Origin of the sequence: Acuticoccus sp., assembly GCF_965213555.1 — a bacterium.
Taxonomy (GTDB): domain Bacteria; phylum Pseudomonadota; class Alphaproteobacteria; order Rhizobiales; family Amorphaceae; genus Acuticoccus.
The window spans coordinates 2817389-2838930 of the sequence record NZ_OZ243890.1 but is presented as its reverse complement, the minus strand read 5'-3'; the positions used below and the strand labels follow the sequence as shown (position 1 = coordinate 2838930).

General features: G+C 71.8%; 20 protein-coding genes and 1 pseudogene. 4 read left to right on the top strand and 17 right to left on the bottom strand.

Features of this window, described 5'->3' with window-relative positions; translation table 11 throughout:
• Positions 1-167: 167 nt before the first annotated feature.
• The 11 genes and pseudogenes from pufC to ACOOE8_RS13350 form a co-directional block, all read right to left on the bottom strand.
• Positions 168-1631 carry a photosynthetic reaction center cytochrome PufC gene (pufC, locus tag ACOOE8_RS13400; protein WP_420391946.1) on the bottom strand — a complete coding sequence of 488 codons (1464 nt, stop codon included), beginning with the start codon at positions 1629-1631 and terminating at the stop codon, positions 168-170.
• Positions 1628-2618, bottom strand: a pseudogene (gene pufM, locus ACOOE8_RS13395) (photosynthetic reaction center subunit M). Before pufM ends, pufC begins: the two are co-directional and overlap by 4 nt.
• A gap of 15 nt (positions 2619-2633) precedes the next feature.
• Positions 2634-3458: a photosynthetic reaction center subunit L gene (gene pufL / locus ACOOE8_RS13390; protein ID WP_420391945.1), complete on the bottom strand. Its 825-nt coding sequence runs from the start codon at positions 3456-3458 to the stop codon at positions 2634-2636.
• A gap of 141 nt (positions 3459-3599) precedes the next feature.
• Positions 3600-3788 carry a light-harvesting antenna LH1, alpha subunit gene (gene pufA, locus ACOOE8_RS13385; RefSeq protein WP_420391944.1) on the bottom strand — a complete coding sequence of 63 codons (189 nt, stop codon included), beginning with the start codon at positions 3786-3788 and terminating at the stop codon, positions 3600-3602.
• Positions 3789-3802: 14 nt separating this feature from the next.
• Positions 3803-4030 (bottom strand): light-harvesting antenna LH1, beta subunit, encoded by a 228-nt coding sequence (gene pufB, locus ACOOE8_RS13380; RefSeq protein WP_420391943.1) that lies wholly within the window; start codon positions 4028-4030, stop codon positions 3803-3805.
• Positions 4031-4150: 120 nt separating this feature from the next.
• Positions 4151-4363 carry a hypothetical protein gene (locus ACOOE8_RS13375; RefSeq protein WP_420391942.1) on the bottom strand — a complete coding sequence of 71 codons (213 nt, stop codon included), beginning with the start codon at positions 4361-4363 and terminating at the stop codon, positions 4151-4153.
• 93 nt (positions 4364-4456) lie between these two features.
• Positions 4457-5902 carry a chlorophyllide a reductase subunit Z gene (bchZ, locus tag ACOOE8_RS13370; RefSeq protein WP_420391941.1) on the bottom strand — a complete coding sequence of 482 codons (1446 nt, stop codon included), beginning with the start codon at positions 5900-5902 and terminating at the stop codon, positions 4457-4459.
• Complete coding sequence (bchY, locus tag ACOOE8_RS13365; protein WP_420391940.1) at positions 5896-7509, bottom strand: chlorophyllide a reductase subunit Y; 1614 nt, start codon at positions 7507-7509, stop codon at positions 5896-5898. The genes bchZ and bchY overlap by 7 nt, the downstream gene beginning before the upstream one ends.
• A gap of 2 nt (positions 7510-7511) precedes the next feature.
• Entirely contained in the window at positions 7512-8483 is a 972-nt protein-coding gene (locus ACOOE8_RS13360; RefSeq protein ID WP_420391939.1) for a chlorophyllide a reductase iron protein subunit X, read from the bottom strand.
• A 33-nt stretch (positions 8484-8516) separates the two neighbouring features.
• Positions 8517-9440, bottom strand: a complete 924-nt coding sequence (gene bchC, locus ACOOE8_RS13355; protein ID WP_420391938.1) for a chlorophyll synthesis pathway protein BchC — start codon at positions 9438-9440, stop codon at positions 8517-8519.
• Between the two features lie 75 nt (positions 9441-9515).
• Entirely contained in the window at positions 9516-10637 is a 1122-nt protein-coding gene (locus ACOOE8_RS13350; RefSeq protein ID WP_420391937.1) for a methyltransferase, read from the bottom strand.
• Between the two features lie 199 nt (positions 10638-10836).
• On the opposite strand from ACOOE8_RS13350, the gene crtD reads away from it, so the two are divergent.
• Positions 10837-12402 (top strand): 1-hydroxycarotenoid 3,4-desaturase CrtD, encoded by a 1566-nt coding sequence (gene crtD / locus ACOOE8_RS13345; RefSeq protein ID WP_420391936.1) that lies wholly within the window; start codon positions 10837-10839, stop codon positions 12400-12402.
• A 104-nt stretch (positions 12403-12506) separates the two neighbouring features.
• Positions 12507-13262 carry a carotenoid 1,2-hydratase gene (locus ACOOE8_RS13340; protein WP_420391935.1) on the top strand — a complete coding sequence of 252 codons (756 nt, stop codon included), beginning with the start codon at positions 12507-12509 and terminating at the stop codon, positions 13260-13262.
• A gap of 15 nt (positions 13263-13277) precedes the next feature.
• Here ACOOE8_RS13340 and ACOOE8_RS13335 read toward each other — a convergent pair whose 3' ends face one another.
• The 3 genes from ACOOE8_RS13335 to bchO all read right to left on the bottom strand — a co-directional run bounded on the left by ACOOE8_RS13335 (position 13278) and on the right by bchO (position 15060).
• Positions 13278-13445, bottom strand: coding sequence for a hypothetical protein (locus ACOOE8_RS13335; protein ID WP_420391934.1), 168 nt, complete (start codon positions 13443-13445; stop codon positions 13278-13280).
• A 10-nt stretch (positions 13446-13455) separates the two neighbouring features.
• Entirely contained in the window at positions 13456-13947 is a 492-nt protein-coding gene (locus ACOOE8_RS13330; protein WP_420391933.1) for a TspO/MBR family protein, read from the bottom strand.
• A gap of 192 nt (positions 13948-14139) precedes the next feature.
• Positions 14140-15060: an alpha/beta fold hydrolase BchO gene (bchO, locus tag ACOOE8_RS13325; protein ID WP_420391932.1), complete on the bottom strand. Its 921-nt coding sequence runs from the start codon at positions 15058-15060 to the stop codon at positions 14140-14142.
• A gap of 233 nt (positions 15061-15293) precedes the next feature.
• Between bchO and bchI the strand changes: the two genes are divergently transcribed.
• Together bchI and ACOOE8_RS13315 are read left to right on the top strand one after the other, a co-directional pair.
• The gene (bchI, locus tag ACOOE8_RS13320) at positions 15294-16313 is read left to right on the top strand and encodes a magnesium chelatase ATPase subunit I (protein ID WP_420391931.1); all 1020 of its coding nucleotides are present in this window, start codon (positions 15294-15296) and stop codon (positions 16311-16313) included.
• Positions 16310-18043 (top strand): magnesium chelatase subunit D, encoded by a 1734-nt coding sequence (locus tag ACOOE8_RS13315; RefSeq protein ID WP_420391930.1) that lies wholly within the window; start codon positions 16310-16312, stop codon positions 18041-18043. Before bchI ends, ACOOE8_RS13315 begins: the two co-directional genes overlap by 4 nt.
• A gap of 276 nt (positions 18044-18319) precedes the next feature.
• On the opposite strand, the gene ACOOE8_RS13310 is transcribed toward ACOOE8_RS13315, so the two are convergent.
• From ACOOE8_RS13310 to ACOOE8_RS13300, 3 genes are all read right to left on the bottom strand, one after another.
• Positions 18320-18826: a DUF3429 domain-containing protein gene (locus ACOOE8_RS13310; RefSeq protein WP_420391929.1), complete on the bottom strand. Its 507-nt coding sequence runs from the start codon at positions 18824-18826 to the stop codon at positions 18320-18322.
• 68 nt (positions 18827-18894) lie between these two features.
• Positions 18895-20136 (bottom strand): DUF1501 domain-containing protein, encoded by a 1242-nt coding sequence (locus ACOOE8_RS13305; RefSeq protein ID WP_420391928.1) that lies wholly within the window; start codon positions 20134-20136, stop codon positions 18895-18897.
• A gap of 4 nt (positions 20137-20140) precedes the next feature.
• A complete protein-coding gene (locus tag ACOOE8_RS13300) occupies positions 20141-21526 on the bottom strand; it encodes a DUF1800 domain-containing protein (protein ID WP_420391927.1) in 1386 nt (461 codons plus the stop codon).
• Between the last annotated feature and the right edge of the window lie 16 nt (positions 21527-21542).

Genomic DNA, 21542 nt, shown 5'->3' with positions numbered 1-21542 from the left:
ACGCCGCCGCCCTGACGCCACTTTAGATTGTGGCATATGCGGGCGGTCCACCGCCATCCCCGACGCCGATCGAAGGCCCACAAACGAAGACCGCCCCCGGCCCTACAGGACCGGGAGCGGTGGGACGCGGTGGAATGGGATAGGCCGCGGAGGCGGCCTGTCCAGCGTTACTGGGACGCGCCGGTCGTCGGAGCGGGAGCGTCCGTCGGAGCGATCGTCTCCGCCTGAGGAGCCTCGGCCGTGCCGGCATCCGTCGGCGCGGCGTCGGCCGGGGGAGCGTTCGCCTCCTCCGGCGTGACGATGACGACGTTGGCGTCGGTGCCGCCGGCCGCGGAGTCCTGCTGTGGCGCCTCGCCCTGCGGCGCGGCCTCGGGAGCAGCGCCCTGCTGGTCCCCGGTCCCCGGCACTGCCTCCTCGCCCTCGGTCACGGGCTCGGTCGGTACCGCCGCTCCGTCGTCCGTGGCGGGCGTGCCGTCGGCCGCGTCGTCGGCCTGCTCGACCGCGGCCGCCGTCGGCGCCTCAGGCACGTCGATGGCCTCCTCCTGCGTCCACATGGGCTCCAGCGTCATCGGCAGGAGCTCCTCGCGGGCGACGACGTTGGCCATCTCGAGCGAGGGCCACTCGTCCAGCATGCGCATGCCGTTCAGCGGCTTGGCCTGACCCTGGTGGCAGGTGGTGCAGTTGATCTTCGGTCCATCGCCGTGGACGCCGATGCGGTAGTCCGGCAGCGTCGCCACCAAGGGGTTGACGTAGTTCACGTTGAGGTCGCGCACCATGTTGATGCCGTACCACGCGGTCCACCGCGTCGGCGGGCTCTGGCTCCAGTCGTAGAATGCCCTGGAGTTGTGGCAGTACGTGCAGTTGACCCCGAGCGACTGGGCCATGTGCATCATCAGCGCGTAGGTCCACTCGGTCTGCTTGATCGACGCGCGGTTGTCGGTGGGCAGCGCGGTCTCCGAGACGACGCGGATGCGCTGCTCCGGGTCCTCGAGGTACGGCCCGTACGGGTCGATGGCGAGCGAGGCGAGACCCGCCTCCGGCGAGGGGCCGTAGAACTCCTTGTAGTAGCCGAGCAGGGCGTTCGAGCCAGGCTCGACGCCGGTCGTCTCGGGCTCCCACCACACGTACTCCGGCAGGTTGTTGCCGCGGTGGCAGGTGTAGCAGGTGACGCCCACCTCGCCGACGTGGTTCGTCCACTCGTTGTTGATGTGCCGCGTCATGTTGATCATCCAACGCGACACGCGCTTCGTGTAGAGCTCGTCCGAGGCAAAGCCGAGGTTGCCGTGGCAGTACGTGCAGCCCTGCTCCGGCGATACCCAGGCGGTGATGGCGAGCATCAGCCGGGTGAACTGGGCCTGGCTGAGGTCGCCCAGCACCTGGACGTTCTCGTAGACGTCCCGCGCCTTGGGACCTTCGGTGATGAGCGGCACCTGGATCTCAGGCGCCTGCATCGCCGCGAGGGTGACCGCCGCGTCGCGCCGCGGGTTCTCGATGTCCGCCATGCCGGTACCGCGGAAGCCCGTCTGAGCGCTGGCGATGGGCGGACGCGAGTAGTCCGGCAGGAGGAACATCGCGATGCCGACGAGGACCACGACGACGGTGGTCAGCGCGGCTCCGAAGCCGAATTTCATTGCACAACCTCCACGGCGTTGGACGGGCCCGGATCGATCAGCGGCGGGTAGACTTCTGGGTACATCGGCGCGAAGTCGTGCTTCACGGCCCACAAGTACCAGTTGTCGACGACGGTTCCGGTCAGCAGGATCCCAATGCCTCCGGTGATCGCGGTCAAGGAGGCAAACCACCACAGCCAGCGGTGCACCGACTCGTAGCTGGCGTTGAACCCCATGCACCAGCGCCAGAACAGCGACGCGCGCTCCGCCGCCGTGCCGCGGTAGACGATCTGGTCGATCTCACGGTCGCCGCCGAGCTTGGTGAGCGCGAGGATGGTGCCCGCGTGCATCCCGAACAGCACCGCCGACCCGTAGAGGAAGACGATCGAGAGGGCGTGGAACGGGTTGTAGAAGAGGTTGCCGTAGCGGATCGACAGCGCCGCGGTCCAGTCGAGGTGCGGGAAGATGCCGAACGGCACCGCCTCGCCCCACGAGCCCATCAGGATGGGACGGAAGAAGCCGAGCACGAGGAACAGGAAGATCGCCGCGGCGAAGCCCCAGGCGACGTGCGTGCCGAGGCCGAGCTGGATGGAACGGCGGTAGATCCTGACCCACCACAAGAGGATCGACACGGTGAGGAAGAAGCCGGCGAGCAGCCACCATCCGCCCTCGTTGAGCGGCATCGTGACCGACAAGACCGTAGGCCGGGGACGGTGGTTCGAGCGCGAGCCACGGGAGCTGGCGCACGAACTCCACCGGGTCCCAGTCCACCGAGGCCCACATGTTGAGCCCGATGATCTCGAACGCGATGAAGCCGCACAGCACCGACAGGAAGCCGGTGTAGCCGAGGTAGATCGGGCCGATCTGGGCGTCGCCGATCTTGCCGAGGAGGTAGGAGAAGGTCGGCCGCCCGGTCCGCCGGAAGGCGGAGCTCGGGACCGGCACCCCCGGCTCACCGCCCGCGGTGCGGACCTGAACCTGCGTGAAGATGTTCTGGTACGTCGCCATGTGCGTGCGCTCCCTCTACGACCAGATCGGAAGGTTGAGCCACCAGCCCCACCACTCGGGCCAGCCGCGGGTCCAGAACGGCCCGGAGATGATGATGCAGATCGCGCTCCACAGCGCCGCGTTGACCGCAAGGAACAGGCCGAGACGGTGGATGCCGAGCGGGCCGATGGAGTAGCCGATGATGTCGCGGAAGAACGCGTTCTCGTGGTCGGGCGTCTTTACGGGCTCGCCGCGCCCCGGGTTCGTCGCCGCGAGGATCAGGCCGCCGTGCAGCGACAGGGCGAGCGCGTTCGCGAAGAAGAACGTCACCGCCAGCATGTGCGCCGGGTTGTAGTGGAAGTGCAGGTACTGGTAGCCGACGTTCGACACCCAATCGAGGTGGGAGAAGATGCCGTAGGGGAAGCCGTGCCCCCACGCCCCCATCAAGAGCGGGCGGAAGACGTTGAGCGTGACGAACGCCAGGATCGCGAACGAGAACACGAACGCGACGTGGTAGCCCATGCCGAGCTTGCGGGCGATCTCGACCTGCCGCAGCGCCCACGACACAAACGCGCCTATGGCGCAGATCGTGATGAGCTGCCACAGCCCGCCCGCGGCGAGCGGGGCGAAGGCGAGGCCGTAGGAGATGTCCGGCGGCGCGATGTTGATCGTCCACGGGTTCCAGGTGTCGCCGATCGCCGCGCCCCAAAGGATGAACGCGGTGCCGAGCACCGTGAAGAAGATCGTCGTGACCCCGAAGAAGCCGACGTAGAAGGGACCGAACCAGAAGTCGAAGAGGTCCCCTCCGACAAGCGTCCCGCCGCGGACGCGATACTTGCGTTCAAAGTTGAGCAATGCCATCCGAATGACCTCCTCCACCCGTGGCCGGGGCGGGCGTTGCGACCCTTACTGTGTTGCGACCTTGCTGATGGGTGCGGGCGAGGCGTCCGGCGGGGTGCCCCCGCGTCGTCCGCACCAGGCGTCGTTGGGTTCTGCCGGGTGTCAGTTCGGGTTCTCGGTCACTGCCGGAACGGCCGGCGTCGCGACCTGAGCCACCCCCGGTCCCTCGATCCAGTTGAACCGGTCGGTGCTCAACAGGATGAAGTGGATGAGGAGCGCTAGGATGAACAGGAAGGCGAACAGCGCCACCAGCGTCCTGCGCGGATCGAAGAGAAGCCAGACTCTCCACATAATCGTCCGCCCTCCTAAGCGATCAGCTGGGTCACGCTCGCCGCAGCGATCGTGATGGTGTCACCGAGCGACGTGTAGCCCTCCTCGCTCGGAAGCCAGGGGCGCCACAGCCACACGAGCACGTGGGCGATGATCGCAACGACGGTGAACAGGACGAAGCTCGTCATGAACACGCCGTGGAACTCCTGGGCCTCCGACTCGGTCAGCCCGGAGAGGGAGACCGGTCTTTCTTCTACTGCCATTGACAGTCCTCCGGCAGACGGCGTTGCCGTCAGTTGCCGCGCACCACCCGCGCGACGGGGTCGGCCGCCATCGCAATTGCGGCCTCTTCGCCCGGCCGCGCGGCCGGGGAATCTCTGCGCCTAGAAGGCGTAAGGGAGCGTCCGGTAGGCGGCGGCGCGCGCCTCGGCGAACACCGACCCGCGCCGGTGGACGGCGAACGCCGATCCCGGGCGGCCGGCCGACAGGCGCCCGGCCAGCGCGCTGGCCAGGAAGAACGGGTAGGTCAGGGCAAGGGTCACGCGGAAGTCGCGGACCCGCTCGTGCCTCGCCGTCGCGCGGAACACGTCGCTCATCGTGGTCTCCTCCCTCCTCGTTCGTCCCCCGCGCCGGACGCATCCCACGCGGTCGTCGGCGTGCCGGTCAGTGCCGGCCCGCGTTGGTCGTCGTCACGCCGGCTCGACGGCCCGCCTGGAGCGGGGGCCGAGGTGGTGGGGCATGACGGTATCCTCGCCCGCCATCCGAGCGGCGCGCTCGGCGGCGTCGCGCAGCGCCTTGGCGGCGGAGATCCTGGTGAGCACCGGCTCGTCCGCCACGGTGGCGTCGAACGCGGCCTGCGCCGCTGCGTCCCAGGCGATCTCGGTGCGCCGGCGCGCCGGCGTCGCGTCCACGGCGTCGAGCGCGTCGCCCAGCGGCAGGATCGCGAACAGCGCGTCGAACAGCGCGTTGCAGACCTCCTGCACGAGGTAGGTCGCCCCCGCGTAGCCCATGAACGGCGTGCCGGTGTGGCGGCGGATGATGGCGCCCGGGAACGAGGCGGGGATGAACATCGCGCGCCCGCCCGCCTCGGCGTTGTACATGCGCTCGTTGTACGAGCCGAAAAGCACCAGCGGCGGCCGCTCGTGGATCGCCTGGCGCACCGCAGCGTTGTCCGGCTTCTTCCCCGCCGTGCGGGCGAACGCGAACTGGCACGGCAGGCCCATGTCGGCCTCGAGGAAGTGCCGCACCCCCCGCGCGTAGGTCTCGGTGGCGACGATGCCGAAGCTCGCCGTGCCGAAGAAGTCCTGCGTCACCGAGCGCCACAGGTCCCACAGCGGCTTGATGGTCGTATGCTTCTCGTGCGTGATGAAGGGTTGCGGGTCGAGCCCGAGGAGCTCGCCCAGCGTCTCCAGGAACTTCGTCGTCGACGAGAGGCCGACCGGCGCCTGCAGGTACGGCCGCTCCAGCACCTCGCACAGGAGGCGGCCGAACTCGCGGTACATGCAGATGTTGACCTCGGCCTCGGCGAGGCGGCGGACGTCGGCGAGGTGGCTGCCGAGCGGGAACACCATGTTCACCTCGGCGCCGATGCCCTCCACCAGGCGGCGGATCTCGGCAAGGTCGGACGGCATGTTGAACGTGCCGTACATCGGGCCGATGATGTTGACCTTCGGCCTCGCCCCGTCCTTGCGCGGCTTGAGGGCGGGCACCTTCTTCGGCCCGTGCTCGGTCCACAGCCACTTCAGCGCGCGGTCAGCGGACTGCCACTGGTCCTCGTCGATGGTGCGCGGCAGGAAGCGCTGGATCGTGGTGCCTTCGGGCGTCACCCCGCCGCCGATCATCTCGGCGATGGAGCCGGTCACGACCACCGACGGCAGCTCCGGGTCGAGCGTGCCCCAGGCGCGCTTCATGGCGCCCTCGGTGCCGGTCTGGCCGAGCTCCTCCTCGCCGAGCCCCGTCACCACGATGGGCAGCTCGTGGGGCGGCAGTGCGTCGGTGTAGTGCAGCACCGAGGTCACAGGCAGGTTCTCGCAGCCCACCGGGCCGTCGATCACCACCTGCAGCCCCTTCACCGCGGTGAAGGCGTAGACGGCGCCCCAGTATCCGCCGGCGCGGTCGTGGTCGAGGACTAGCATCCGACCGCCTCCTGCGCCTTGACGGCGGCGGCGCGCTGCTTGGCGTACTTCGCCTTGAACTGCGGGCGGTCCTGCGGGACCTCCTCCCACACGCCCGCCGCATGGCCCTCGCCCACGCCCTCGAAGAAGGCGCTCATCGCCTCGAAGCGGGCGCGGTTGCCGAGCGCTCCGTTGATCACGGCGGCGAGGGAGCCGGCCCCCGCGGCGCCCATCAGCGGCCGCGCGGAGATGAGGTTGGTGAAGTAGAGCGCCGGGATGCGGCGCGACTTGGCGTGCTGGACGACGGGCGTCGTGCCGATGGCAAGGTCCGGGGCGTGGGCGTCGACGGCGGCGATGTCGGACTCCAGCGAGGCGCGGTAGACGACCTCGACGCCGCGAGCCTCGAGCCACGCGCGGTCCGCCTCGGACCACGGCGTCTTCGGGCAGGCGGTGCCGACGTAGGGCACGGTTGCGCCGGACTCGACGAGGAGGCGCGCCACCAAAAGCTCGGATCCCTCGTAGCCCGACACCGTGATGCGGCCTGCGATGGGCGCCGCGGCGAGCGCGCCGCGGATCGCGCCGACGGCGGCGTCCTGCGCGGCGGCGACCTTGTCGGCGGCCACGCCGCAGGCCTCGCCGATGGCGGCGAGCCAGTCGTGCGTGCCCTCGACCCCCACCGGCGCAGAGCCGACGATGGCGCGCCCCGCGGCACGGAACTCGCGCACCGAGGCGGTGTAGAACGGATGGATCGCGGCGACCGCCGCGCAGTCCAGCGCGGAGTAGAGCTCGCGCCACTCGCGCGTCGGCACCACCGGCCCCGCCGCGAGCCCCATGGGCCGCAACAGCATGCCGATGCCGATGGGGTCGGCCGGGAACACCTCGCCGAGGAGCGTCACGGTCGGCAGGTCCGTCCGCTCGCGCGGCGCTGCGACCGGCCCCGCCTCGGCCTCGGAGCGGGCGTAGGCGAGCATCGCGCCGGCGAGGACGTCCTTGGCCTCCGCGTGGGTCGGCACGCCGAAGCCCGGCACGTCGATGCCGACGATCCTGACCCCGTTGATCGCCTTGGGAAGGAGCTGCAGCGGCACGCCCGACGCCGTCGGCACGCACAGGTTGGTGACGACGACGGCGTCGTAGCGCTCCGGGTCGGCGGTGGCGAAGACGGCCTCGCGGATGTCCTCGAACAGCTTGCCGGTGACGAGCGTCTCCGAGTCGAACGGCACGTACCCGACGGTGCGCTTGGCGCCGTAGAAGTGCGAGGTGAACGTCAGGCCGTAGACGCAGCAGGCCGAGCCCGAGAGGATCGAGGCGGTGCGGCGCATGCGAAGGCCGACGCGCAGCGAGCCGAACGCGGGGCACATGGACTGGGGCTGGTCGTGCGGCCCCTTCGGGTAGTCCGCCGCGTAGCGCTCCAAGGTCTCGCTCTTGCCGGCCGCCTCGGCGGCGGCGCGCATGGTGTCGGCGCCCGCGTGGCAGCCGACGTCGCCATCCTGCGGCACCGGTGAGGCGGCGGGCTCGGCTGAAGGCGCCGCCGCGGCGTTGTCGAGCGGTGCGTCGGCTGCGTCGTCGTAGGCGACGGCGTTCGACGCTGGCGCGCCCCTGCGGGCCTCGTGGCGAGCGATGAGGTCCATGCTCAAACCTCGTCGTAGACGACTTCGAGGGAGCGCCGCTCGACGTGATCGACGCCGCGCATGTCCGCCTGGCTCGCCGGCTTGAGCGTCACGTTCGCCCCGGTCTCGTCGGGCGTGAACAGGCCCAGCAACCCGTCAGACGACAGCGGCGTCGGGTGCACCGGAGGCGCCTCGGCGACGTTGGTGGCGAGCTCCTCGAACAGCGGGGCCCACTCCGAACCCGGCTTGCCGACGATCTGGTAGTTCGCGGACTTCCTGCGGATGTCCTCGTTGGCCGGGATCGCCGACAGCACGGGGATGCCCACGGCCTTGGCGAACGCTGCCGCCTCGCCGGTCCCGTCGTCCTTGTTCACCACGAGGCCCGCGACGCCGACATTGCCGCCGAGCTTGCGGAAGTACTCCACCGCCGAGCACACGTTGTTGGCGACGTAGAGCGACTGAAGGTCGTTGGAACCGACGACGATGACCTTCTGGCACATGTCCCTGGCGATCGGCAGGCCGAAGCCGCCACACACCACGTCGCCCAGGAAGTCGAGGAGGACGTAGTCGAAGTCCCAGTCGTGGAAGCCGAGCTTCTCGAGCTGCTCGAAGCCGTGGATGATGCCGCGCCCGCCGCAGCCGCGGCCGACCTCGGGTCCGCCGAGCTCCATGGCGAACACGCCGTCGCGCTTGAAGCACACATCCTCGATCTTCAGCTCCTCGCCGGCGAGCTTCCGCTTCGAGGAGGTCTCGATGATCGTGGGGCACGCCTTGCCGCCGAACAGCAGCGAGGTGGTGTCGGACTTCGGGTCGCAGCCGATGAGGAGGACGCGCTTGCCCTGCTGCGCCATCATGTAGCTGAGGTTCGACAGCGTGAACGACTTGCCGATGCCGCCCTTGCCGTAGATCGCGATGATCTGCGTCTGCTTGGTCACCGGGGCAGTCGACGGTGCGTCCGGCTCGACCGCCGCCTCTTGCCTCAGGGCTTCGTCCATCGCGGAGTGTCGGTCTGAAAAGTCCATGGGCCGTCAGCTCCAGGTAAGAACCATCTTGAGGCAGTCCGGGTCGTCGAAGGCGGTGGCGTAGGCGTGGGCCGCGTCCGTGGCAGGCGCGGAATGGCTGACGATGCCGTCGAGGCAGAGCGTGCCGTCCGCCACCAACCCGCGCACCGCCTCGAGGTCGGCGGGCTGCCACTGCGCGGCGATGCGCAGCCGCGCCTCCTTCATGAAGGCCGGCGGGAAGGCGAAGCCGATGCGGTCCGCGTAGAACCCGGCAAGGACCACCTCGCCGCCCGGCGCGAGCCGCGCGATCAGGGTGTCGACCAGCGCCGCGTCGCCCGACACGTCGACGATGGTGCGGTAGTCCCGCCGAGGGTCGGCGTCGGGGTGGACCACCTCGTAGCCCCGCGCACCGTCGCGCCGTCGCGGCTCGGTCTCCCACACCGTGGGGACCGGCCCGCCCGCCGCCACCGCGAGGCGCGCAACGAGCCGTCCGAGCGCGCCGTGCCCCACCACGAGGTCCGGCGTGGCGTCGGCGATGGCGTGCCGCGCCGTGGCCGCAAGGGCGAGGAGCGCCGCGTCCGCACCGAGCGCACGGTCCACCGGCACGATTCGGTCGTGAGGGACGACAAGCGCGGCTGCGCTGGCGCCGAACAGGCAACGCACGTCCTCGAAGGCGTGGGTGCCGGGAACGAAGACTTGCGTCCCAGGCCGCACCGACGCGCCCTCGGGCGCCTCGACCACGGTGCCGACGGCCTCGTAGCCGGGCACCAGCGGGTAGCCCATGCCCGGGAAGGCCGGCATCCGGCCGGTCCACAACAGCCGCTCGGTGCCAGTGCTGATGCCCGAATGACGCACCTCGACCACCACGTCCCCGTCCCTCGGATCACGGAGCCGAAGCGGACGGACGTCGAGGCGTCCCGGCTGATCGAAGACGATGGCGGTGGTCTGCATGGCTTCCCTGCCCCGACGCGTGGAGCTTGGCCTCCCGTCGTTGTAGCTGTCATTCTAAATTGACATTCGGAGGTGTCAATTCGGTTTGACGTTTTCAGTCGATCGGACCCTTGCCTTGTGGGCGACGAGGACGTCGCAGGCGGTGGGGTTGCGCGGCGAACGCAGCCTTGCAGCGACGAACCCGGCAGCGCGGACGATGGCGATGAGCTCGCGCGCGGTCCGCGGGCGCCCCGAGCCCATGGCGAAGAGGTAGAAGCTGAAGTACGGCGCGAGGCCCGGGGCAGCCGGCCGACCCGCCATCGGCTCGGCGAGCACGAGGGTGCCGCCGGCTGGCAGTGCGTCGTGGCAGCGCCGCAGGAGCGTCGCAGCACGGGCGTCGTCGTGATCGTGGACGACACGCACCAGCGTGACCACGTCCGCCCCCCGCGGCAGCGGGTCAACCAAGAAGTCCCCGGCCACAGCGCGCACCCGCGGACCGAGGTCCGCCAGGCGCTCGGCTGCCCGCGCCGCCACCGGCGCGAGGTCGAGGACGGTGACCTCGAGGTGCGGATGGCGCTCCGCCGCCGCGCGTGCGAACACCCCGTCCCCGCCGCCGACGTCGAGCAGCCTCGCGTGACGTCTCAGCGAGACCGCTGCCAGCACCTCGCGCGCGACGAACGCCTGGGAGGCCGCCATCAGTTGGCTGTAAGCCTCCTCCGCGCCCGCCGGCACCGCGCTGCCGCCGCGGGCGTAGGGCCAGAACCGGCTCATCGCCTCGCCGTGGCCGCGGCGCAGCAGCGCTACGGGGTCGGCGAGCTCGCGGTAGAACAGGTCATGATGCCGCACCATGGCGATCGCGCCCGGGTTGCCGAGGAGCGCAGCACCGCGTCGTCCGAGCCCCCACCGCCCGCCGCGTCGCGGCTCGACGAGGCGCAGCGGCTCGGCCGCGACGAGGAGTGCGAGGGCAGCCTCCGCGGTGAGGTCGAGCCGCTCGGCAAGCTGCGCGACGTCGATGGGCCGTTCCAACAGGATGGCGAGGAGGTCGAGCTCCACCGCCGCACGCAGCACCTGCGAGTAGACGAACCCTGCGGTGACGTCGAACAGCGCACGAGCCTCGCGCCGGGCGATCTGTCGCCCAAGCCACGTCCCGCTCGCCCGCGCCAGCACGTCCGGGTTAGCAAGGGCGCGGTCGCGCAACTCGAGGAAACGGTCGATCACTTGGTCGATGCGCCTCGATCGCTGGCCGGTGCTCGCTGCTCGCGCAGCGGCCGTCATCGCCGACCTACGCTGGACGGGCGGGACCGCAGCGGGCGCATCATTGGGTCCCTCCGGGGGCGGACGATCGGCGATCTGTGGAACAGGATTGCCTGTCAAACTTGTTTGACGTTACGTTATGTCAAGAGAGTTGGACAAGCGGTTGGGTGCTTGTCAGACGGAGGACCGGGCGCTGGGTACTGAGCGGGTCATCGTCGTCGGTGCTGGCATCGGCGGGCTGAGCGCTGCGGCCGAGCTCGCGGCGCGGGGCTGCGAGGTCGTCGTCGTCGAGCGGGCCGACGCGGTGGGCGGCAAGATGCGCCAGCTCGTGGTCGACGGGCATGCCGTCGATTCTGGCCCCACCGTGTTCACCATGAAGTGGGTGTTCGACGCCCTGTTCGACGCCGCCGGCAGCTCGTTCGACGACCTCGTCGACGCCGATCCGCTGGACCTCGTCTCGCGCAACGCATGGGGACCGGACGAGCGGCTCGACCTGCATGCCGACCCCGAGGCGACGGAGGCCGCCATCGCCCGCTTCGCGGGATCCGCGGACGCCGTCGCCTACCGTCGCTTCCGTGCCGAGACGGCGACGATGTTCGAGGTGTCCAGGGAGCCGTTCCTGCTGTCGAGCCGGGCGACGCCGCTGTCCTTCGTGTCGCGCGAGGGGCTGTCCACGCTACGCACCCTGAGAGCGCTCGAGACGATGTCGGGCGCCCTCGCCCGCACCTTCAAGGACCCGCGCCTGCGCCAGGTGTTCGGCCGCTACGCCACCTACGTCGGCGCCTCGCCCTACGAGGCCCCGGCGACTCTCATGCTCATCGCCCATGTTGAGGGCGAGGGCTGCTGGTCGGTCCGCGGCGGGATCTACGCCATCGCCACCGCGCTGGGCGACCTTGCGGTCCGCCAAGGGGCGACGGTGCGGCTCGGCACGTCGGTGGAGGAGATCCTCGTCTCCCACGGCGCGGTGTCCGGCGTGCGCCTGTCCGACGGCACGACGCTCCTGGCGGACGCGGTGGTCTCCAACGGCGAGGTGTCGGCGATCGGCACCGGACTGTTCGGCCCGGCCGTTGCCGACGCCGTCGCCCCGGTCAAGTCCAGTCAGCGCACCCTGTCGGCGATCACGCTGTCGATGGTCGCCCGGTCCGAAGGCTTCGAACCAGCGCGCCACACCGTGTTCTTCAGCCGCGACTACCGCGCCGAGTTCCGCCAGATCTTCAACCGTCGTTGCTTCCCCGACCCCCCGACGGTCTACCTGTGCGCCCAGGACCGCGGCGGCCGTCCCGATGACGTCGAAGCCGGGCTGGACGAGCGCTTCCTCGCGGTGATCAACGCTCCGGCAACGGCGGACACGCGAGCCCCATCCGACGCGGAGATCGAGGAATGCACGAGGAGCGCCTTCGCGCAGATGGAGCGCTGCGGCTTTCGCCTGACGGGGCACGAGAGCCGCACGGTCACGACGACGCCGGTGGACTTTTCGAGGCTGTTCCCGGCGAGCGGCGGCGCGCTGTACGGCAAGGCGATGCACGGGTGGGCGGCGGCGTCGGGGCGGCCACCGGCACGCACGAGGGTGCCCGGCCTCTACATCGTGGGGGCGGGGGCGCACCCGGGACCGGGCGTGCCGATGGTGGCGCTGTCGGGCCGCAAGGCGACCGAGGCGATCCTCTCGGACTTCGCTTCGAGGCGGACGTCCCGGCCGGCGGCTACCGGTGGTGGTACGTCGACGCGCTGAGCGACGACGGGCGCCACGGCCTCACGGTCATCGTCTTCGTCGGCAGCGTCTTCTCGCCGTACTACAAGCGGAGCGGCCGCACCGACCCCCTCGACCACGTGGCGGTGAACCTGTGCCTCTACGGTCCTGCGCCGCGGTGGACGATGACGGAGCGCGGACGCGCCGACCTGTCGCGCAGCGAACGCCGCCTCGCCATCGGTCCGAGCGCGATCACCTGGGACGGCGATGCGCTGGTCATCGACGTCGAGGAGCGCGCCACCCCCGTGCCGCTGCGGGCGGTGGGACGCATCAGGGTCGTCCCCGAGGCGCGGAACGCGGAGCCGTTTGCGCTCGACCCCGCGGGGCGGCACGTCTGGCATCCCCTCGCCCCGGCCGCCCGCGTCGACGTCATGATGAAGGCGCCGGCCGTGCGGTGGAGCGGGCACGGCTACGTGGACATGAACTTCGGCGCCGAGCCGCTCGAGGCAGGCTTCCGGCGTTGGAACTGGTCGCGCGCCCTGCTGCCGCGAGGCAGCGCGGTGTTCTACGAGGGCGACCTTTCGGATGGCGAGCCGTTCGCGCTCGCGCTGCGCTTCGACGCGTCCGGCCGACCCGAACCGGTGGAGGCGCCGCCATTGCTGGCGTTGCCGCGCACGGTGTGGGGCATCGCACGGGCCACCCGCGCCGACGGGCCCGGGGCGGCCCGCGTCGTGCGCACCTTGGAGGACACGCCGTTCTACAGCCGCAGCGTCCTTGCCTCGCGCCTGTTCGGCGCCGACGCGCCTTCGGTGCACGAGAGCGTCGACCTCACGCGCTTCGCCTCGCGCTGGGTGCAGACGCTGCTGCCGTACCGCATGCCGCGCAAGCCCGGTCGAGAGTGACCGAACCTCAGCGGCTCAATCCGCCCCTTGCTGCGGCTCCTCACCGGCAGCCTCGCGGGCCTTGCGGGCAGCGATCGCCCGGCGCGTCGACCAGATCTGCCAGAGGCAGAAGCCGACGAGCCCGCCGAAGATCATCACCACCTCGATGAGGACGATCGTGCGCGTGGAGATGACGCCCTCCATCGCCCGCTCCTCAAACCGCCGGCTGGCGGATCGGCGCGTTCATCCGCCAGATCGCGAGGTTCAGCGCGCCGGCGAAGGTGACCCACGCGAGGTAGGGCAAGAGGATGAGCGCCGCCTCCACGCGCACCTGGTAGAACAGCGCGATGGTGGCGACGATGGACAGCCAGAAGACGACGAGCTCGAGGAACGCAAGGTCCACCCGCTTGAGCCCGAAGAAGATCGCCGACCACGAGGCGTTGAGCGCGAGGTGCACGCCGTAGACGATGAGCGGCACCGTCGCCTCGCCGGGCGCCGCCGAGCGCCACACGAGGTAGCCGGCGTAGGCGATCAACGCGTAGAGCACCGTCCAGGCCGGGGCGAACAGCCAGTTCGGCGGCGTCCAGGACGGCTTGCGGAGCTCCTCGTACCACGTACCTGGCCGGAAGATGCCGCCGGTGGACGCCGCAGCGAAGTTCACCGCGACGAACGCCAAGAGCGCTCCCCAGTCCTCGATCCCCCCCATCGTCCCCTCGCACGCTGATCGCCGCGATGCCCTGCACCGCCTTCGACAGACGTAGGACGTCTTGCTTCCCCTGCCATGCCCGGAGCGCCCAGAGCGGTTTTGAAGTGAGGGGGGACCACCCAACCCTTAAAAGACCGCTCTCACTCATCGAGCTCGACCATCTGACCTGGGTTTGAGGAGACCTAGGATGCCCTAGTCGGCGGTGAGGGCGGGCGTCTCCGTGATGCGCCGGCCGCCGAGGGAGAGGGCGAACTCCACGATGTGGCGGGCAATCCGCTCGGCGTCCTCCTCGTGGGCGAGGTGTCCGAGACCCTCGACGGTCAGCCGACGCGCGCCGGGAACGAGGCGCTCCACGGCAAGGGATGCGCTCGGTGGCACCGCCGTGTCGCCCTCCGCCGCCACCAGGAGGAGCGCGGCCTTCAGCCGCGGCAGCTCCCGTACGAGGTGCTTGAGGTCCCAGCTCGCCATCATCGCGATGGCACCTGCGACGTGCGCCGGCGCGGCGAACAGCGCCTGGTAGAGCGCGATGCCCTCCGCGTCGAGCCGCGATCCCGTGTTCTCGATGAGGCGGACGACCCGCGCCCGGTCCTGCGCGGCGCGCGCGGTCAGCCGGGGCACCAGGGGGTTCGCGAACAGCGCCTTCGCCATCAGCGAGAACAACGGTCCGGCCGGGCCGCCGAACGGCTCCAGCGCCCCGTTCAGCGAGACGATGCCGGCCGGTGCCACGCGCCCCGCCAGCGCCATGGCGAGCGCGATGGCCGCCCCCGCGGAGTGGCCGACGACGAGCGCCGGCCGCACGTTGAGGGCGACGAGCAGCCCGTCGATGAGCCTCGCCATGGCGTCGAGGGTGACGCGCCGACCCCGTGGGGTCCCGGTGAAGCCATGACCCGGCAGGTCCATGGCGACCACCGTGAAGCGGGACGCGAGGCGAGGCGCGAGGTGGCGCCAGGAGTGCGTGGCGGCGCCGGTTCCGTGCACGAGCAGGCAGACCGGACCCGACCCACCGACCTGAACGTGCCAGCGCAGGCCGCCGGCCTGCCGGAACGTGCTCCACTCGCGCAGCGGCCAGTCGCGCCCCTCACGCGCGAAGTCGGGGTGTCGAAGGCCCATCATGCCAGCACAAGAGGGCTTGGAACGGCCGCGCGCAAGGCCGCGCGCCGGCCTGCACTGGCGGCGTGCGTCAACGGGTTGACGCCGCCCCCTCCGGCCTGAATGGTCGGTTGGCCGGCCAGCCGCCGACGCAACCACAGCAACCGTGTATCCCCTGCGCCCATGACCCTCCCCGTGCGCCACCGCGCGAGCGAACCGCGGTTCGATCGGGCTCGACCAGCGTCAACTCGCTGACCATGGCTCGCACACCGTTCCCGTTCTCCGCCATCGTCGGACAGGACGAGATGAAGCTCGCGCTGTCCATCGTCGCCGTCGATCCGACGGTGGGCGGCGTCCTCGTGTTCGGCGACCGCGGCACCGGAAAGTCCACCGCGGTGCGCGGGCTCGCCGGGCTGCTGCCGCCCATGAAGGCGGTCGAGGGCTGCGCCTACGGCTGCGATCCCATCGCGGACGTGTGCGTCGAGGGTTGCACCTTGAAGGCCGGCAGGCGCGCCCGCACCCACGTGGCGCCGGTCCCCGTGGTCGACCTGCCGCTCGGCGCGACGGAGGACCGCGTCGTCGGGGCCATCGACCTCGAACGAGCGCTGACGTCGGGGCAAAAGGTGTTCGAGCCGGGCCTCCTCGCCCGTGCCCACCGCGGCTTCCTCTACATCGACGAGGTCAACCTCCTGGAGGACCACCTCGTCGACCTCCTGCTCGACGTCGCGGCGTCCGGCGAGAACGTCGTCGAGCGCGAGGGGCTGAGCGTGCGCCACCCGGCGCGCTTCGTGCTGATCGGCAGCGGCAACCCCGAGGAGGGCGAGCTTCGGCCCCAGCTCCTCGACCGGTTCGGCCTCTCGGTCGACGTTCGCACGCCCACCGACCTGCCGACGCGCGTCGAGGTGGTGCGCCGGCGCGACGCCTACGAGCGCGACCGCGAGGGCTTCGCCGCCCTCTGGCGCCGCGCGGACGAGGCGCTCTCGCGCTCGCTGAAGGCCGCGCGGCGCAGGCTGCCGGACGTTGCCGTACCGGACGCAGCGCTGGAGCGCGCGGCGGCGCTCTGCCTCGCGCTCGGCACCGACGGGCTGCGCGGCGAGCTCACCGTGATGCGCGCGGCGAGGACGAAGGCCGCGCTCGACGGCCGCGCCGAGGTGACGGACGAGCACGTGGCGGCGGTCGCGCCGCTCGCGCTGCGCCACCGGTTGCGACGCGATCCGCTCGACGAGACCGGCTCCACCGCGCGGGTCGAGCGCGCGATGGCCGACGTCTTCCCGTGAGCTCGGCAGACGCGGGCCCGGTCGGTGCCGCGGTCGCCGTCGCGGACCTCTTCTCCGTCGATCCCGTCGGGCTCGGCGGCGTCCACCTTCGTGCCCGTGCGGGGCCCCCTCGCGAGGCCTGGCTTTCGGCCCTGCGCGCGCGGCTGCCGGACACGGTGACGGTGCGCAAGCTGCCCGTCGGAGCGACGGACGACCGGCTCATCGGCGGGCTCGACCTTGCTGCCACGTTGTCGGCCGGGCGCCCCGTCCTGCAGCGCGGACTCCTCCCCAGCCTCGACGGCGGCGTCGCCCTCGTGGCGATGGCTGAGCGGCTGGAGCCGCGCACGGTGGCGATCCTTGCGGCCGCGCTCGACCACGGCGAGGTGCGCGTGGAGCGCGACGGGTTCACCCGCTGCGAGCCGGCGCGGTTCGGGATCGTCGCGCTCGACGAGGGCGCATCGGACGAGGAGGGGCTCGCCCCCGCGCTCGCCGATCGGCTGGCCTTCAGCCTCGACCTCGACGGGCTGCGCGGGAACCTTGCGCCGGCGGACTGCGTGGCCATCACGGCGGCGCAACGGCTGTTGCCGGCGGTCCACCTCGACCCATCGTGGACCGACGCCCTCGTGGCGCTTTCGGCGAGCCTCGGGATCGCCTCGCTGCGCGCACCCATCCTTGCGCTGCGCGCGGCCCGCGTGGCCGCCGCGCTCGCAGGACGGGACGACGTCGCCGAGGAGGACGTCGCGCTTGCCGCCGCGCTGGTCCTCGCTTCGCGGGCGACGCGGCGACCCGAGCCCGCCGAGCCGGAGACGCAGGACGACGGCGAGGCCTCGCAGGACGAGCCACCTGACGGGGCACCGCAGGATGCCGGTGGCGACACGCAGGCAGCATCCCCGCCGTCCGACGCCGTCGTCGAGGCGGTGCGCGCTGCCCTTCCTCCCGGCCTGCTCGACGGTTCGTCCGGTCCCGCCTCGCGCGCCCCAGCCGCAGCGCGTGGGCACGGCGCGGCGCAGGCCTCCCGCCGCCGGGGCCGACCCATCGGCACGCGCGCCGGCCGGCTGGTGCCGGGGGCGCGGCTCAGCGTCATCGACACCGTCAAGGCCGCCGTGCCGTGGCAGGCGGTTCGCGGCGAGCCGGACCCCGGACGGCTGAGGATCCGCACCCAGGACTTCCGCATCCGCCGCTACAAGGACCGGCGCGAGACCGTGACCATCTTCGCCGTCGACGCGTCGGGCTCGGTGACGAGCGGGCGGCTCGCCGAGGCGAAGGGCGCGGTCGAGCTCCTCCTCGCCGACAGCTACGCGACGCGCGCTCACGTGGCGCTGATCGCCTTCCGTGGCACCGCCGCCGAGCTCCTGCTACCACCGACGCGCTCGCTCGCGCGGGCGAAGCGGGAGCTCGCGGGCCTGCCGGGCGGCGGCGGCACGCCCCTTGCGGCCGGCCTCGACGCCGCACGCCGGGTCGCCGCCGATGCGCTGCGCCGCGGCCAGACGCCCCGCGTCGTGCTGCTCAGCGACGGGAGGCCGAACATCGCCCGCGACGGCACCACCCAGCGGGCGAGGGCACGGCAGGAGGCGCACGCTGCCGCACGCGCCCTCGCCGAGCTCGGCTGCGACCTCCTCGTCATCGACACCTCGCGCCGTGCCGGCCCCGACGCCCGCGCCCTCGCCGACGCCGCACGGGCCCGCTGCGTGTGGCTTCCCCACGTCGAGGCGCGCGCCATCCGCGACGCCGCGCGCCTCGCCGAGGCCTGAGGCGCATCGAGCCGCTAGACCCGGACGCTTCGGAAGCTCTAGCCTAGAGCAATTCGGCTTCCGGGAGATCGAGCAAATCGGATCGCGGCGTTGGCGATGTCGGGCTCGGGAGGCCGTCGGCCCGTCGACGGTCGTCCGACTCATGCAGCGCGTCCGGGCGACGGAGAGCTTCGAGCTGGCGCGGATCGGCGGGGTCGCAAGCCACTGCCGCGTACGAGGCGACCATCCGAGGGCTGGTGGCCCGCCTCCCATCGATGCGAAGCGAGCGCGAACCGCCTAGAGCGCGGCGATGGTCAGCGCGCCGTAGGCGAGCGCTGCCACCGGCATCTGCACCGGACGCAGGCGCTTGAAGAACAGCGGAGCCTCGCCGCGGTCCGCTGCGATGGGGTCGAGAATGACGAGGCTCGCGAACCCGACCGCGAGCAGCGCCGAGGCGATCGCGGCCGGCGGGACGGCCCCGGTGCCGACGGACAGCGCCGTCACCAGCAGCGACCCGGAGCCGAGGCCGAACAGCCATAGCATCACCAGGAGCTGCGACGTCGTCGGCCCGTTCATCGTGCGGAAGCTCACGCCGCGCCGCACACCGGCGAGGAAGATGACGATCGTTGCGCCCCACAGCAGCGTGAGGTCGACGAAGAGCGGCGCCCACCCGTCGGCCACGAACCCGAGGGCTGCCCCGACGACCATGGGCACCAGGGCGATGCCCCCGAAGAACACGCTCGTGGCGGGGACCGAGCGGGGCTCGGTGACGGTGATGGAGACGGTGTTCTCGTCGAAGGTCATGGCCGCCAAACCGGCACGGCGGCGTCCCAGTTCCCGGGCGGGGCGCGGCGCGGCGCCGCGGTCGGCGCTCAGCCCGTCCGCAGGAGGCCGGCGAGTGGGGCAAGGCCGGCGGTTTCCGGGAACACCGTCTCGCCGAGCGCCGCGCGTCCCATGCCGAGGTGATCGGCGAGGACCCCCTTCAGGACGGCGCGCAGGTCCGTGGTCGGCTTGAGGTCCCTGCCCTCGTGCAGGGCCGCCGGCGTGAGGCCCGGCCAGTCGGCGATCACACGACCGCCGCGCACCGCACCGCCGAGGAGCATCGCGACGGTCGCGGTGCCGTGGTCCGTCCCGTCCGAGCCGTTCATGCGCACGGTTCGGCCGAACTCGGTCATCACCGCGACCACGGTGCTCTGCCACGCCGGGCCGAGCGCGGTGCGCAGCGCGGCGATCGCCACATCGAGTGTGTGCAGCGTGTCGCCGATGCGGCCCTCGACGACGCTCTGGCGCCGGTGCGTGTCGAATCCCGACATGTCGACGAACCCGACGCGGGGGCCATCCTCCTGCGCCATCGCGCGGCCTGCCGCGGTGGCGGCGACGACCACGTCGCGCTGGCGGCGGCGCACCTCCATCCCCATCATGACGTCCTCCACGGCGGACGCCATCTCCACCTCGGTGCCCGTCACCGCCTCCATGGCGATGCCCTCCCCGAGCGCCTTGGCGAGGGCCGGGTCGGTGTGCTCGTACATGGACAGGAGGCGCGCGCGCGTGTCGTGGGAGGCTGCGTCGAACCCGGCGGGCAGCCAGTTGATGACGTCGCGCGCGCCGCGCATGAGGAGCGGCGTCGAGGTCGCCGCGGCGAAGGCGCCGTGCCGGCCCACGCGGTCGTCCGCCGGCAGGAGCGAGAGCGCGCGCCCGAGCCAGCCGTCGCGGTGGTGCGCCTCGGACGCCGTGCCGTTTTCCAGCACGTCCTGCGCCTCGAAGTGCGAGCGCTCGCGATAGGCGGTGTGGCAGGCGTGGACGAACAGCGCCTCGCCGCGGCGGTAGAGCTCGGCGACGGTCTCCATGCGCCGGTTGAGCGCGAAGAAGCCGTCGAGGGGCACGGCAGCGTCAGGCCCCTCCAGCGGCATGGAGAACTCGTCCCGCACCGCCTCGTAGGCGGGGTCGCCGACGGGCGCCACCACGCCGAGCCCGTCCATGCCGCCGCGCAGGATGATCGCGACGAACCGCGGGTCGGGGGCGCCGGCGGCGAGCGCGAGGCGCGGGATCGTCGCCCAGGCGGTGAAGGCGACGCCGCCCCGGAGGACGGCACGACGGGACGGGTGATCGAACACGGCGCTACCTGCGTTGGAATGGCGGGCTCATCAGGAGGAGGACCAACGCCTGACGCTGGTCCTCGGCACGGTCGATGGCCTCGGCGACGAAGGGGTCGAGGTCGTCGCCGAACAGGGCGCGGGCGATGACGCGGACGTCGCCGGCCCCGCCGCCGTGGACCTGGGCGAACTCGCGCGTGTAGTCGACGCGCTCGAGCAGGCTGTCGCCGCCCATGAACGCGGCGTCGGCGTCCGGCCAGCCCGCAGGCGAAGGCGGCTTCCACAACGGCTGTCCGAGCTCAGAGACCCCCTCGACGACGAACTGCGGCGGCAGCTCCGGCAGGTCCAGCGCGCGCCCGCCGGCCACCACGTAGTCGTAGGGCGGCACCATCTTCTCGGGTGCGTCACGCCACGCCTCGGGGTGGCGCACCAGCGCACGGGTCATCGCGCCGAGGTCGGCCCCGCCGGCGATGTAGGCGTCACGCATGGCGCCGATCAGCGCGTCGGACGCATCGTCGCCGGTGACGTGACGGGCGAGCTTGGTCGCAAGGTGCGTCGCGGTGGAGGGGTGAAGCGCCAGGTCCGTGAGCACCGCCGCGAGCTGGCCCTCGCCCGTCTCGCGGTAGGTCTTGCCGAGGATCGTGCGGGCGCCGAAGTCGTGCCGCCGCCGGTCGAACACCGGGTTGCGCCGACGGACGTGGAAGCCGCCGCTCCAGCCGGTGAGGACGAGGGCCAGCGCCTCCACGTCGTCCTGGGTGTAGCCGCCCCCGGCGCCCAGGGTGTGGAGCTCGAGCACCTCGCGGGCGAGGTTCTCGTTGACCTCGCCGGCTCCCCGACGCCGCCCGACGCGGCTGTTCGGACCCACCGAGCGCGCGTTGTCGAGGTAGATCAGCATCGCAGGATGGGGGATCGCCGCGCGCAGCATGGCGCCGAAGTCGCCCAAGACGTGCGGGCGGATCGCCTCGCGCTCGTAGGGCCCGGCGAGGAAGCGCATGTGCAGCCGGAAGCGCTCGATGGCGAGGTGGTTCGACCAGAACAGCACCAGCCGCTCGACGAACGGCGCGTCCGTAGTCACCCCGCGCCGGTAACGCGCGGCGACCTCGGCGAGCTCCATCCTTCGGCCGAGGTCACGGCGCGCGCGGTTCAGCCGCAGGCGCTCAGCCTCGAGCTCCTCGCGCTCCTCGTCCGAGGCGCGACGGCTCGCGCGCCGCGCCTCGCGGTAGGCGCGCTGCTTGTCGATGAAAACCTCGCGCACGTCGGCCGTGGTGGGCAGGCCGGTGATCGTCGCCGCCGCCGCGTCGTCGAGCTGGCGCGCCACGTAGGCGACGGGGTCCGGCCGCGCGCGCTCGAGCTCGCCGGCCTTCGGTCCGAGGCCGAAGCGCGTCGCTGCGATGAGGTCGGGTGAGCGCATGCGAACCTCCGCGGCA